Here is a 13,166-nt window from a genome sequence, read left to right on the forward strand (position 1 = left end):
GGCTCGGATGTGCTGACTCCACCACCGATGCCTGGCGTCAATCGGACGAAATGGACCAAACGACTTTGGACCCTTGCACCACGTCGTGAAGTGCATCCGAACCGCGAATGACTGACCATGCGACGCCGGAACCATGAGAACCCAAAGGTCCCCGACAGGCCTGGCCGGACTCGAGGAGTCGCTTCATCTCAGCGCGATTGACGGACAACAGTCGGTTGGCACCGTCGGTGTTCGGCGTCTGACTCTTCCTCAGATCCCAGCCGCGCATCTTTCCCGAGAACCCCCAGATGAGCGGCTCAGCACGAACCTCGCGCCGCGTTTCCCCCGAATTTCCCCCGCTATTCCCCCCGACCTCAGCAGTCGATTCACATTTCCGCAGGTCAGAGACTTGCGGCCCGCGCGGTGCGAAAAGGCAGATCAGACGCCATTCAAGCGGACACGAGAGAGCCCCCGACCCGCGTTTCCGCAGGTCAGGGGCTTCTTGTCATGCTGTGGCAGGTGCAGGGTTCGAACCTGCGTAGGCTGAGCCGTCTGATTTACAGTCAGATCCCTTTGGCCACTCGGGCAACCTGCCGGGGTGTTGCCGGGGCAACGACAAGCAACACTATCGCAGCCGATTAGGCTGAGAGAAATCAGACCCACCGCAATGCTTCAGGAGCACCCCATGGCCGACTCGTCGTTCGACATCGTGAGCAAGATCGATCGCCAGGAGGCCGACAACGCACTGAACCAGGCGGTCAAGGAGATCCAGACCCGGTACGACTTCAAGAACACCGGCGCCGAGATCAAGTGGAGCGGCGAGTGGGGCATCGAGATCACCGCCAACGCCGACGAGCGGGCGCTCGCGGTGCTCGACGTGTTCAAGGACAAGCTGATCAAGCGCGGCATCTCGCTCAAGTCCCTCGAGGAGGGTGAGCCCCGGCAGTCCGGCAAGGACGTCAAGATCAACTGCGACTTCGGCGAGGGCATCAACCAGGAGCAGGCCAAGAAGGTCTCCAAGCTGATCCGCGACGAGGGCCCCAAGGGCATCAAGGTGCAGATCCAGGGCGACGAGCTCCGCGTGACCAGCAAGAAGCGCGACGACCTGCAGGAGGTCATCGCACTCCTCAAGGGCGCCGATCTCGACTTCGCGGTGCAGTTCACCAACTACCGCTGATCTCCGGTCACGGCCGAGTCCCGAACGTCAGCCCGCCGTCGGTCCCGCCCACCGTGACACCGGCGACTGGGGCCGCTCTGGAGCCCGACCGGGACCAGGCCGGGACGGCCACTCCCCCGCTGGGCCGACCTACGGCAGGTGGTCGAGGAGGAGCCCCGGCCACACGCTCAGGACCAGGAGCCCGACGGTGCCGATCAGGACCGTGGCCTTGGCGAAGCGCACCGACACCGGCGGGGACGGGCTGACGTACGGCTCGCCGTCCGCGACGTCGCACAGCGTGACGATGAAGCGCAGGTAGTACACCAGCCCCAGCATGACGTTGAGGCCCATGACGACCGCGAGCCACAGGTGGTCCGAGTCGACGACGGGCCGGATCACGACGTACTTCGCGACCAGGCCGATGACCGCCGGTGGGAACCCGGCCAGCGTCAGGATCGCGAACACCAGCGGCAGGCCCATCCACGGGTCGCTCCGGACAAGCCCCCGCAGGTCCTCGATCCGGGTGCTGCCACGCAGACGCAGCAGCACCGCCAGGGCGGCGAACGCGACGAGGTTGGCCAGCGCGTAGACCGCGAGGTACTGCACCGGCGCCGGCAGTCCCCCGATCGTCAGGACCGCCGTCGCGGGAGCCAGCAGGAAGCCCGCCTGGGCGACGGACGACCACGCCAGCAGGCCGATCGCCTCGGTCTGCCGCAGCGCGCCGAGGTTGCCGATCGTCATGGTCACCGCGGCGACGACGGCCAGCACGGGTTGCCAGGTGCCGTGCGCGGAGGGGAACGCGACGCTGACGAGCACCAGCAGCGCGCCCAGCGAGGCGGCCTTGGAGACCGTCGACAGGAACGCCGCGACCATGACCGGCGCGCCGGCGTATGTGTCCGGGATCCACACGTGGAACGGCACGGCGCCGAGCTTGAACAGCAGGCCGATGACGGTCAGCGCGACCGCGACCGCGATGACGGTGTCGGGGACGTCGGCCGTCGCCAGCCCACGGCGCAGGTGACGGTAGTCGAGCGACCCGGCGATGCCGTAGAGCAACGAGACGCCCATCAACGTGACGGCGGTCGACACGACCGAGGCCAGGAAGAACGTCCACGCGGACCGGATCGCCCGCCGGTCGCCCTGGCGCAGCCCGACCAGTGCGATCGACGGCAGCGACAACAGCTCGAGCGCGACGATCAACGTCACCAGGTCCCGTGCCGCGACCATCAGCAGCGCTCCGGCCCCGGCGGCGAGCAGCAGGAAGTGGTACTCCCCCGGTGGCATCGCGGTCTCGAAGTTTGAGACGTTGGACGCCACCAGGACGAACAGCAGCCCGGCGAGGATGATGACCGACAGCGCCACGGTGTAGGTCGGGATGTCGTCCCGTCGCAGCACCAGGTGGGCGCCGGCCAGGATTGTCGCCGCGCTGGCGGTCAGGCCCGAGCCGAGCCACGTCCGACGGGTGAAGAAGGCGTCGACCATGAGCGCCACGAGCGCGCCGAGGCCGAGGATCGCGGCGGGGCCGGCGAGCGCCCAGTCAATGGGGATGTTCATCCGGTGACCGCCACGACCGCCGAGTCGTACAGGTCGAGGATCGGCGCCGGCCACAGTCCCAGGACGACCACCGCGATCGCGAGCGCGCCGAGCACGACCGACTCGCGGACGGCGAGGTCGCGGTCGGCGTCCGCCGGCACCGGCTCCCCCTGCGCCAGCAGCCGGATGGCGCGGACCAAGTAGGCCGTCGTCAGGGCGACACCGAGCAGCGCGAGGCCCAGCGCGGTCCACGCGACGGGCTGGGTCAGCACGTCGCCGACCTCGTACGCCGCGCGGAGCGCCAGCAGCTCACCCCAAAAGCCGGCCAGCCCGGGGAGCCCGAGGCTGGCAACTGCCGCGAGCACGAACGCGACGGACAGCCACGGCGTACGCCCGTAGAGCCCGCGGCCGATCGCGGCCATCGACGCCGTGCCGAACCGGTCCTTGAGCGATCCGGCGGCGAAGAACAGCATGGCCGTGATGACCCCGTGGGCGACCGACCCGAACACCGCGCCGGCGAGGCCCGCCCCGGTCCCGGTCGACAGCGCGATGACGACGAAGCCCATGTGCCCCACGCTGGAGTAGGCGATGAGGCGCTTGAGGTCGTCCTGGCCGTAGCAGGCCAGCGCCGCCCAGACGATCCCGACGGCACCACCGAGCGCGAGGTAGGGCGCGACGTCCTCGAACCGGGCCAGGCTCGTCCCGAGCAGGATCAGGCCGTAGGTTCCGAGCTTGAGGAACACCGCCGCGAGCAGCACCGACCCGACCGTCGGAGCCTTGCCGTGGGCGTCGGGCAGCCAGGTGTGCAGCGGGACGACCGGCGTCTTGACCGCGAAGCCCAGGCAGATCAGGACGACCGCGGCGAGCGAGGTCGACCGCATCCCGAGGATCTCCAGGGAGCCGGAGTCCAGCGCGACGACCACGATGCCGACGAGCAGGAGCGCCGAGCCCGTGACGGTGAAGAGCAGGAACTTGGTGGCCGCGGAGCGAGCACCGTCCGTGGCCGCAAAGCGACCACCGTTCGTGAAACCCCCACGAGTGCTGTCCGCACCCGACGAGCTGGAGCTGGAACTCCCCCACCACGCGATGACGAACCACATCGGGATCAGCGCGAGCTCGAAGAACACGAAGAACAGCAGCAGGTCCAGCGAGCTGAACACACCCATCGAGGAGGCACTGATGACCAGGACCAGGCCGACCAGGCCCGGTGAGGTGTCCGCCGCGACGAGCCACACGCAGCACAGCACGCCGACGAACGCCGTCATCAGCAGGAACGGCCACGACAGGGCCGTGACCCCCAGGTGCAGGCGGGCGCCGAGCGGCTCGATCCACGCCTCGTCGACCTCGCCGGAGACGACGTCGCGGCCCTCCCAGACCAGGCCCAGCAGGACCAGCGACACCGTCATCGCGACGGCGCCGACGATCCCGGCGACGGGCCCGGCGACGAACCGGCGGAGCACCATCAGCAGCAGGCCGACCGCGAACGGCACGGCCAGGGCGGTCACGATCATGACCAGATCACCGCCACCACGGTCAGGAGGACGACGCCGGCCGCGATGACCGTCGCGTAGCGCTGGACGTTGCGGGACTGCACCAGGCCCAGCCCCTTCGACACGGTGTCGGACAGGACCGCCGAGCCCCGCGGATAGGCGTCGACCGCGTCGGAGTCGACGTCGATCACGCCGCGGGAGGCGGCCCGCGTGGCGGCGGGGATCCAGTGGTCGTAGGCCCGGTCGATGCCGAGCTCGGCGGCCAGCGGCCGGGGCGCCCAGGCGAGCGCCGAGCCCGCGCGCCGGCGCCACAGGACGAAGCCGACGCCGGCGAGGGCGACGAGCGTTCCGACCACACCGATCCCGAGGTGGAACGGCTGACCGATCGACAGCGCGAACGTCGCGACCGCCAGCACGACGAGCGGACCGACCATGGCCCGCGGGGCCTCGTGCACCTCGCGGCCCTCCGCCGCGTGAGCGGGACCGAAGAAGGCCAGGACCCAGAGCCGGGTCGCGTAGGCCGCGGTCAGGAACGACGTGACGAGTGTGACGGCCAGCAGGACGTACGCCACCGGGGCCGCGACCCCGTGGTCCCCGTCCCCGGCCTCCAGCACGGCGTGCAGGACGGAGTCCTTGGTGAAGAAGCCGACCGTGGGCACGATGCCGGCCAGGGCGGCGAAGCCGATCGTCATGGTCACGAAGGTCGTGGGCATCCGGTCACGCAGCCCGCCCATCGTGGACAGGCCGCTCGAGCCGACGGCGTGCATCAGGCAGCCGCAGCCGAGGAACAGCAGTGCCTTCCACACGCCGTGCGAGAGCAGGTGGTCCGTCCCCGCCTCCGGGTCGCCCGTCGCGATCGCGGCGAACATGAGTGCCAGCTGGCTGACCGTCGACCACGCCAGCGCCCGCTTGAGATCGGTCTGCACCAGCGCGAACAGGGCACCCAGCAGCATCGTGGTGCCGGCGACGACCGCCATCGCGGTGACCACGACCTCCGAGCTGGAGTAGAGCGGGAAGAGCCGCGCGGCGAGGTAGACGCCGGCGGCCACCATCGTGGCGGCGTGGATCAGGGCCGTGATCGGGGTCGGGCCGGGCATCGCGTCGGGCAGCCAGGTGTGGAGCGGGAACTGGGCGGACTTGCCCATGACCGCGACGAGGACCAGCAGGCCGATCGCGGTCGGGTGCTGCACACCCTCCGAGGCGCCCAGCTCGGCGCCGAGGAGGTCATACGTCCCGTAGGTCTCGCCGATCACGAGGATCGCCAGCACCAGCCCGAGATCGGCGATGCGCGTCACCAGGAATGCCTTGGCGGCGCCGGCCCGGGCCTCGCCGGTCTGCCACTCGTGGCCGATCAGGAGGTAGGAGCACAGGCCCATGACCTCCCAGCCCACCAGCAGGACCCACAGGTTGGTCGTGCCGACGACGGCGAGCATCGCGACGAGGAACAGCACGATGATCAGGGCGTACGACCGGTAGCGCGGGTGGTGGCCGAGGTAGGCCGTGGAGTAGATCTGCACCAGCAGGCCGATGCCGACCGCCAGCAGCGCGATCTGCGCCGAGGTCGGGAACAGGAACAGGTCGGGCGAGAGCGACGGAAGGGGCGGCGGCGTGGACGGTGCCGGTCCGAAGGTGCCGGAGTAGGAGACTCGGCCCCCCAGCTCCGGGATCGCCCAGATCGCGACCGCGACCGCGAGGGCCGCGGTCAGGACGACGTAGATCCAGTGCCGGCCCAGGCCCCTCACGCGTCCTCCCCCACCCGGTCGACATCGATCGAGCGGACGGCGCGGAAGAGCGCGAGGACAATTGCCAGCCCCAGGCCGATCTCGGCCGCGGCGAGGGTGATCGTGAACAGGGTCAGCACCTGCCCGGTGTGCAGCGCGTCGGCGAACCAGGCGTCGAACGCGACCAGGTTGAGGTTGACCGCGTTGAGCATGAGCTCGACGCCGAGCAACATCAGGACCGCGTTGCGCCGGGCGAGGACGCCGTAGAGACCGATCCCGAAGAGGGCAGCAGCGAGGAGCAGCGGGTAGAGCAGCGGCATCAGCGATCGGACCCTGACCGGGAGATGACGATCGCGCCGATCAGCGCCGCCAGCAGGACGCCGCTGAGGATCTCGAAGGGCAGCACCCAGTCGGTGAACAGGGCGTGGCCGAGCGAGCCGGCCGTGCCGATGCGGCGGCCCTCGATCTCCTCACCGCGAAATCCCGCGATCATGGTCGCGCCGAGCCCGACCGCCGCGACGACGCCGAGGAGCGCCGCGATCCAGCGGTTGCCGGTGACCTCGGCCGACTTCTGACCCGTCGACTGCCGGGTCAGCATCAGCGCGAAGATGACCAGCACGACGACCGAGCCGACGTACACCAGCACCTGCGCCCAGGCAACGAACTCGGCCGTCATCAGCAGGAAGCACCCCGCGACGGCGCCCAGGGTCACGACGAGCCACAGGGCGGAGTGCACGAGCTGGCCGCTCGTCATCGACAGCAGGGCGGAGCCGACCGCGACGACCGCGAGGACCAGGAACACCAGCTCGGTGAGGCTCACTGCTCGGCCTCCGGCTCGCGCGGCAGGGAGGCCTCGTACGTCGTGAGCTCCTTGCCCTGCTCGGCCTTGGCGTCGAGCGCCTGCGGCGGCGGGACGGTGCCCATCCAGGTGCGGAGCCGGTTCATGTCGTGGGTCAGGTCCTTGAGGTCGCCCTCGGCGTACGCGAACTCCGGCGACCAGTGCAGGGCGTCGAAGGGGCAGACCTCGATGCAGATGCTGCAGTACATGCAGATCGAGTAGTCGATGTCGAAGACGTCGAGGACGTTCTGGCTGCGGTCACGGCCACCCTCGGTCGTCGCCGGGATGACCTCCTTGTGCGAGTCGATCGTGATGCACCACGACGGGCACTCCCGGGCGCACAGCATGCAGGACGTGCAGTTCTCCTCCTGCAGCGCGATGACGCCCCGGCTGCGCGGTGGCAGGTCCGGCTCGACGTCGGGATAGTGCGCCGTGACGCTGCGGTGCGTCAGGTTCTTCCACGTCACGGCCAGCCCCTGGGCCAGGCCCTTGCCCCACCACGCCATCACCACACCACCAGCACGGTCGTGAACGTGATCTGGGCCAGCGCCAACGGCACCAGGACCTTCCACGCCAGGGAGTTGACCTGGTCCTCACGCAGGCGGGGGTACGCCACGCGGGCCCAGATCACCAGGAACGAGATCAGCACGATCTTGAGCAGCGACCAGGCCCAGCCCAGCTGGTCGGACCACGGGCCGGCCCAGCCGCCGAGGAACAGCACCGTCGTCAGCCCGGCGAGCACGACGATGCCGGCGTACTCGGCCAGCAGGAACATCGCGAAGCGCATCCCGCCGTACTCCGTCAGCGGACCCATGACGAGCTCGGCGTCGGCCAGCGGGGCGTCGAACGGCGGGCGCTGCAGCTCGGCCAGCCCGGCGACGAAGAACACCACGAGACCCGGCAGCTGGGCCAGGAGCCACCACGGCTCCCACGCCTCGGCGATGCCGATCAGCGACAGCGTCCCGGCCAGCATCGCGACGCTGGCCGCGGCGAGGACCATCGGCAGCTCGTACGACATGAGCTGGGCGGCGACCCGCATGCCGCCGATGTAGGAGTACTTGTTGCCGCTGCCCAGACCGCCCATCAGTGTTCCCAGCACGCCGACGCTCATCGCCGCGAGGACGAAGAACAGGCCCAGGTCGAGGTCCTGGCCGATCAGGTTGCCCTGGCCGAAGAACGGGCCGAGCGGGATCGCGAGCAGCGCCACGAGATAGGGCACCAGCGCGACGGCCGGCGCGAGCTCGAAGACCTTGCGGTCCGCGGCCGCCGGGACGATGCTCTCCTTCTGGACGAACTTGACCCCGTCGGCGACGAGCTGCGCCCAGCCGTGGAACCCGCCGGCGGCCATCGGGCCGACCCGGCTCTGCATGTGCGCCATGGCCTTGTGCTCCATCTGGCCGACCAGCAGCGGCAGGGTCAGGAAGGCCCCGAGGACCAGGAGGCACCGCAGCACGGCGTCGAGGAGCTCACTCATCGCGACCCCGTCCCAGATTTGCGGGGTCCTGCACCGTTTCGCCGGCCCCAGACGGTGCAGAACTCCGCGAATCTGGGCTGGGCCACTCGTGGGGGTCGGGGACGCCCGGGGGCTTGATGCGGCGGCGGCCCGGGGAGTGCGCGGACTCGGCGTCGCTCTCGCCCGGCTCCTTGGCGCCCGGCCACGGCTTGGCGACCCGGGAGGCCAGGACGAACTCCTTGCGCAGCGGATGCCCCTCGAAGCCGTCCGGGAGGAGCAGCGGGGCCAGGTCGACGCCGAAGGAGATGTCGAACATCTCGTGGGTCTCCCGCTCGTGCCACGCGGCACCGGCGAAGACGTCCGCGATCGAGGCGATCACGGGCTCGTCACGGTCGAGGTAGGCGACCAGCAGCAGGTGGTCCAGGGGCTTGACCCGGGCGACGTGCAGGACGAGCCGGAATCCCTCGGGGTGCTCGTCGACCGCTGACAGCCAGTCGAAGTAGGTGTAGCCGTCCCGCTTGAGCTGGACCACGGCGTCGTGCCACACGGCGGCCTCGACGACGCGGTGCGGGGGGCCGAAGGCGTTGTCCTCGAGCGTCACGGGCCGGCCTCGGGGGGCGGGATCCGCGGGCTGAGCAGCGACGTGGTGGAGCGCTGGTAGCGCTCGGCGAGGTTCTCCCCCGCGATCTTGTCCTGCAGAGTGACGATGCCGTTGAGCAGCGCCTCGGGACGCGGCGGGCACCCCGGGACGTACACGTCGACGGGGATGATCTGGTCGACGCCCTTCGTCACGGAGTAGGAGTCCCAGTAGGGGCCGCCGGAGTTGGCGCAGGAGCCGAAGCTGATGACGTACTTCGGCTCGGGCATCTGGTCGTAGAGCCGCTTGATCGCGGGCGCCATCTTGTCCGTCACGGTCCCGGAGACGACCATCAGGTCGGCCTGGCGCGGTCCCGGCGCGAACGGGATGACGCCGAGCCGGATGAAGTCGTGGCGCGACATCGACGTCGCGATGAACTCGATGGCGCAGCAGGCCAGGCCGAAGTTGAAGACCCACAGGGAGTACTTGCGGCCCCAGTTGAGCAGGTAGCGGGCCGGCTTGGGGGCGATCTGCGAGCCGATGCCCAACGTCGCCGGGGCGAGGGTGGGCATGGGCAGGTCGACCTGTCCGGACTTCGCGGGGCCTACGACGTCCACGACAGCACCCCCTTGCGCCAGGCGTACGCCAGGCCGACGACCAGGATGCCGATGAAGATGCCCATCTCGACCGCGGCAGCGCGACCGATGTCCTCCAGCACGACGGCCCACGGGAACAGGAACACCGCGTCGACCGCGAAGATGACGTAGAGGAACGCATAGACGTAGTAGCGGACGGTCGACTGCGACCAGCCCTCGCCGACCGGGTCGACCCCCGACTCGTACGTCACGTGCTTCTCGCCGGCGGCGACGTGTGGCCGCATCAACCGGTTGACGCCGAGCATCGCCGCGGCCAGCCCGGTCCCGACCAGGATGATGACGCCGACCGCCGCGTAGTCCTCGAGGTAGGCACCCATGGGTCGAGTCTAGGGAAGATCGGTCCCGCGGAGGGGATTGCGGGTGGTCGGGCCTGCCGTCGATGGAAGCGTCCACGGCCAGGTCAGCAGCGCCCACCCCGCCAGGAGGATCGCATTGGCCAGCACGACGTAGACCGGCCACGGTCCGAGGAGGTCGAGCAGCGACGCGGTCCTCGGCAGTCGGTTGAGGAAGCCGTAGTTGGTGCCGACCGCGATGTTGAAGACGTACGTGGCCGCCGCCCAGCCCAGCGTGACCGCGACGGTCTGCCGGTAGGTGTGCCACGTCGGCAGGATCCGCAGGCCCACGACCAGGAAGAACGATGCCCAGACGATCAGCATGTGCATGCCCCAGAACATCAGGAAGCGCGGGTCCGGGAAGTCCGACGAGAGCTCCGGCGTCAGCATCCCCTGGGTCGTGAGGCTGATGCCCCACAGATAGATGATCGTCGCCGACAGCTGGTGGCCGGTCCACAGAGCGTGCACCGCGACCATCCAGGCCAGATCGCACAGGTGCAGTGGCAGGGACGTCTGCAGGTCCCACTCCCCCGGGACGAGCTGGATCGCCTGCACCGGGATCGCGAAGCACGCGATCGCGATCGCGAACGTGCGTCGGACGACCTGCTCGGCCGGTGTGCCGCCGATCCGGCGACCGAGGAGGACGACCGCCACCGCGCCGAGGACGAACACCGCGAGGGCCGACACGTGCGTCGTCCCGTACGTCTCGAAGTCCCGCGTCGCCGCCAGGTCCATGCCGCCGACGATAGTCCGCCCCGGCGCGGTGCGGCAGGCCTCCGGGCGTCGCCTCAGCCACCTGGGGCGGGCCCGGACACCTGGCTCGTCGACCGCCCTCGCGGCGGGTCAGCCCTGCTGCGCCCTGAGCGCCTTCCACTCCTCGCCGCGCACGATGCCGTCGGCGGTCAGGCCCGCCCTCTTCTGCACCTGCTTGACCGCGGCGCGCGTCTCGGACCCGTAGAAGCCGTTGCGCACGGTGCGGGGCAGGCCGAGCGCCGTCTGCAGGAACACGACGGGCCGCGCCGCCCGGCCGGGGGCGATCACGCCGTCGGAGTAGTGGTCGATCCCGTAGGCGATCGCCTCGTCCCGGGTGTAGCCCTCGACCGCGCGATAGGTCACGTCGGCCGGGCTCAGCGATGCCCACGTCGGGTGGTCCAGGACGCCGGTACGGGGGATGTCGTGGGTCCGCTGGTAGCGCCGGACCGCGGTCCAGGTCGCCTTGTCGAAGCGGCTCGTCATGGGGACGTCGAGCAGTCGTTGCGCCTTCTTGACGGTGGCCCCGGTCCGGCCGTAGGCGCGCTGGCCCAGCGACGTCTTGGCCAGCAGCGGGCCTGGGGTGGCGCACGCCGTTGCGCGGGGCGTGCTGGTCCGGGCGGCGTACGTGCCCTTGAAGCGGGCGCACGGTCCGTAGTCGATGCGGCCGACCTTGCCGGTCCAGAAGGACACGTTGCCCCGGGCGCCGTTCCAGCTGAACGAGACGTGCACGTGATCGGTGTGGCCGGAGTTGCTCCGCCAGCCGCCCTTGGTGTTGTAGACCGACCAGATCTTCTTGTTGTAGATGACGTACATGATCCCGAGCCGTCGGGCGTTGCGGCCGTCCTTGCGGGTCACCCAGGACAGGAAGTTGGCGGCCGCGGCCTTCTCGCTCTTGTCGTGCACGTCGACCATCCAGTCCCAGGCCCGGCCCTCGCTGTGCTCGGACAGCCCGTCGGTGCAGCCGCGCGAGATGCCGCCCTTCCCCCCTTCGCCGTACGTCTTGAGCACGAGGTTGCGCAGCTTGAGCACGCCGGCCATGTCGACGGGGCTGCACGAGACCTGCGGGAGGTAGGGCGAGGCCGGGTCGACGCCGTCGGGCAGCGTGACGGGCGCCTTGAGCCCGCGGGGGCTGGCTGGCAGCTTGATGGGCGGCTCCCCCGCCGCGGCCGGCGCGGCGAGCAGCCCCGCACCGAGCACGAGCGTGACGACGACGATCCAGATCCTGCGCATGACACCGACCCTCCCGAGACAACGCCTCCCACTATGCGTGCCGGCGGGCGATCTGTCACGGGCTCGGGCTCCGGGGCGGGCTGCGATAGGTTCAACGGGTGCGTATCGCGACCTGGAACGTCAACTCCATCCGGAGCCGTATCGACCGCGTGACGGGGTGGCTCGAGCGCAACGACGTCGACGTCCTGGCGATCCAGGAGACGAAGTGTCGTGAGGACCAGTTCCCCTCGCTCGAGCTGTCGTCGATGGGCTACGAGGTCGCGCACTTCGGGCTGAGCCAGTGGAACGGGGTCGCCCTGATCTCGCGGGTCGGGCTCGAGGACGTCGCGACGTCCTTTGCCGCGGACCAGCCGCAGTTCGGCGAGCCCGAGGTGCTCGAGGCGCGGTCGATCGGCGCGACCTGTGGTGGCGTCCGGGTCTGGAGCCTCTACGTGCCCAACGGGCGTGAGGTCGACCACCCGCACTACGTCTACAAGCTCGCGTGGCTCGAGCGGCTCCGCCAGGTCGCCGCCGGCTGGCTCGAGGACAACCCCGAGGCGCAGATCGCTCTCACGGGCGACTGGAACGTCGCGCCGCAGGACGACGACGTGTGGGACATGAGCGTGTTCGAGGGCAAGACGCACGTGTCGGTGCCCGAGCGCGACGCGTTCCGGGCCGTCGTCGACGCGGGCTACGCCGACGTCGTCCGGCCGCACACGCCGGGCCCGGGCGTCTACACGTACTGGGACTACCAGCAGCTGGCCTTCCCCAAGAAGCGCGGGCTGCGCATCGACTTCATCCTCGCCTCCCGGGCGCTGGCCGCCCGCGTCGACTCCGCCTGGATCGACCGCGAGGAGCGCAAGGGCAAGGGCGCGAGCGACCACGCGCCCGTCGTCATCGAGATCGCCTGAGCCGTGGACCACGACGCCACGCACGTCGTCGGGGTGATCGGCGACGTCACCGACGACCTCCGCCGGCGGGTCACTGCGCCGCGACCCGGCTGGGGCCGCATCGACCTCGGCACCGACGACGTGCTGCTGCTCGCGCAGGGCCGGCACCACGCGTGGCGGTCCGCCGGGGGCCGCGGCGCGTACTGGATGCCGCAGGGTGACGTCAGCGCGGTACGCAGCGTCGACGACGCGATGCACCGGGCCGTCGCCCCGGGCATCGCGGTCGCGCCCGATGGTGTCGTGACCCTGCACGCCGGGGCGTGGGGCTACCAGCCCGTCCACGTCGCGGCCGTCGGTCCCACGACCCTGGTGCTCGCCGACACCGTCGCGGCCGTCCTGGACCTGCTCGACGGACCGCTCGACCCCGACTGGGACGCGTGGGCGGCGATCTTCTCGCTGCGCTACACGATGGACGGGCTGACCCCGTTCGAGCAGGTCAGGGTCCTGCGGGGCGCCGAGGAGAGGCGGTGGGACCCCGCGACGCAGACCATCAGCGCCCACCGAGGCCTCCCGCGGGCG

General features: G+C 70.3%; 14 protein-coding genes, 1 tRNA gene and 1 pseudogene. 3 read left to right on the forward strand and 13 right to left on the reverse strand.

From position 1 onward, the window contains the following. Positions 1–492: 492 nt before the first annotated feature. Positions 493–574, reverse strand: a tRNA-Tyr gene (locus JWQ91_RS16180). A gap of 90 nt (positions 575–664) precedes the next feature. Here JWQ91_RS16180 and JWQ91_RS16185 point away from each other — a divergent pair. Beyond that, positions 665–1,156, forward strand: a complete 492-nt coding sequence (locus JWQ91_RS16185; protein WP_297786540.1) for a YajQ family cyclic di-GMP-binding protein — start codon at positions 665–667, stop codon at positions 1,154–1,156. 129 nt (positions 1,157–1,285) lie between these two features. Here the strand turns inward: JWQ91_RS16185 and JWQ91_RS16190 are convergent, their stop codons facing one another. From JWQ91_RS16190 to JWQ91_RS16245, 12 genes and pseudogenes are all read right to left on the reverse strand, one after another. After that, positions 1,286–2,689: an NADH-quinone oxidoreductase subunit N gene (locus tag JWQ91_RS16190; RefSeq protein WP_297786543.1), complete on the reverse strand. Its 1,404-nt coding sequence runs from the start codon at positions 2,687–2,689 to the stop codon at positions 1,286–1,288. Further along, complete coding sequence (locus JWQ91_RS16195; RefSeq protein WP_297786545.1) at positions 2,686–4,179, reverse strand: NADH-quinone oxidoreductase subunit M; 1,494 nt, start codon at positions 4,177–4,179, stop codon at positions 2,686–2,688. The genes JWQ91_RS16190 and JWQ91_RS16195 overlap by 4 nt, the downstream gene beginning before the upstream one ends. Next, positions 4,176–5,900, reverse strand: coding sequence for a proton-conducting transporter membrane subunit (locus tag JWQ91_RS16200; protein WP_297786548.1), 1,725 nt, complete (start codon positions 5,898–5,900; stop codon positions 4,176–4,178). Before JWQ91_RS16200 ends, JWQ91_RS16195 begins: the two co-directional genes overlap by 4 nt. Further along, the gene (gene nuoK / locus JWQ91_RS16205) at positions 5,897–6,199 is read right to left on the reverse strand and encodes an NADH-quinone oxidoreductase subunit NuoK (protein WP_297786551.1); all 303 of its coding nucleotides are present in this window, start codon (positions 6,197–6,199) and stop codon (positions 5,897–5,899) included. Before nuoK ends, JWQ91_RS16200 begins: the two co-directional genes overlap by 4 nt. Beyond that, the gene (locus tag JWQ91_RS16210) at positions 6,199–6,699 is read right to left on the reverse strand and encodes an NADH-quinone oxidoreductase subunit J (RefSeq protein ID WP_297786554.1); all 501 of its coding nucleotides are present in this window, start codon (positions 6,697–6,699) and stop codon (positions 6,199–6,201) included. Before JWQ91_RS16210 ends, nuoK begins: the two co-directional genes overlap by 1 nt. A 167-nt stretch (positions 6,700–6,866) precedes the next feature. Then, positions 6,867–7,097, reverse strand: a pseudogene (locus JWQ91_RS16505) (4Fe-4S binding protein); the annotation flags it as partial. A gap of 125 nt (positions 7,098–7,222) precedes the next feature. After that, positions 7,223–8,191 (reverse strand): complex I subunit 1 family protein, encoded by a 969-nt coding sequence (locus tag JWQ91_RS16220; protein WP_297786560.1) that lies wholly within the window; start codon positions 8,189–8,191, stop codon positions 7,223–7,225. Continuing rightward, complete coding sequence (locus tag JWQ91_RS16225) at positions 8,184–8,771, reverse strand: NADH-quinone oxidoreductase subunit C (RefSeq protein WP_297786564.1); 588 nt, start codon at positions 8,769–8,771, stop codon at positions 8,184–8,186. The genes JWQ91_RS16220 and JWQ91_RS16225 overlap by 8 nt, the downstream gene beginning before the upstream one ends. Further along, a complete protein-coding gene (locus tag JWQ91_RS16230) occupies positions 8,768–9,319 on the reverse strand; it encodes an NADH-quinone oxidoreductase subunit B (RefSeq protein ID WP_297786584.1) in 552 nt (183 codons plus the stop codon). The genes JWQ91_RS16225 and JWQ91_RS16230 overlap by 4 nt, the downstream gene beginning before the upstream one ends. A 32-nt stretch (positions 9,320–9,351) precedes the next feature. After that, a complete protein-coding gene (gene ndhC / locus JWQ91_RS16235; protein WP_297786567.1) occupies positions 9,352–9,720 on the reverse strand; it encodes an NADH-quinone oxidoreductase subunit A in 369 nt (122 codons plus the stop codon). Between the two features lie 9 nt (positions 9,721–9,729). After that, positions 9,730–10,470: a TIGR02206 family membrane protein gene (locus JWQ91_RS16240; RefSeq protein WP_297786570.1), complete on the reverse strand. Its 741-nt coding sequence runs from the start codon at positions 10,468–10,470 to the stop codon at positions 9,730–9,732. A gap of 108 nt (positions 10,471–10,578) precedes the next feature. Next, positions 10,579–11,718: a peptidoglycan-binding protein gene (locus tag JWQ91_RS16245; protein ID WP_297786573.1), complete on the reverse strand. Its 1,140-nt coding sequence runs from the start codon at positions 11,716–11,718 to the stop codon at positions 10,579–10,581. Between the two features lie 98 nt (positions 11,719–11,816). On the opposite strand from JWQ91_RS16245, the gene JWQ91_RS16250 reads away from it, so the two are divergent. Continuing rightward, the gene (locus JWQ91_RS16250) at positions 11,817–12,608 is read left to right on the forward strand and encodes an exodeoxyribonuclease III (RefSeq protein ID WP_297786576.1); all 792 of its coding nucleotides are present in this window, start codon (positions 11,817–11,819) and stop codon (positions 12,606–12,608) included. 3 nt (positions 12,609–12,611) lie between these two features. After that, on the forward strand, positions 12,612–13,166 hold a 555-nt coding region (locus JWQ91_RS16255), incomplete at its 3' end, for a hypothetical protein (RefSeq protein ID WP_297786581.1).

Source organism: Aeromicrobium sp. (assembly GCF_025965075.1).
Taxonomy (GTDB): Bacteria; Actinomycetota; Actinomycetes; order Propionibacteriales; family Nocardioidaceae; genus Aeromicrobium.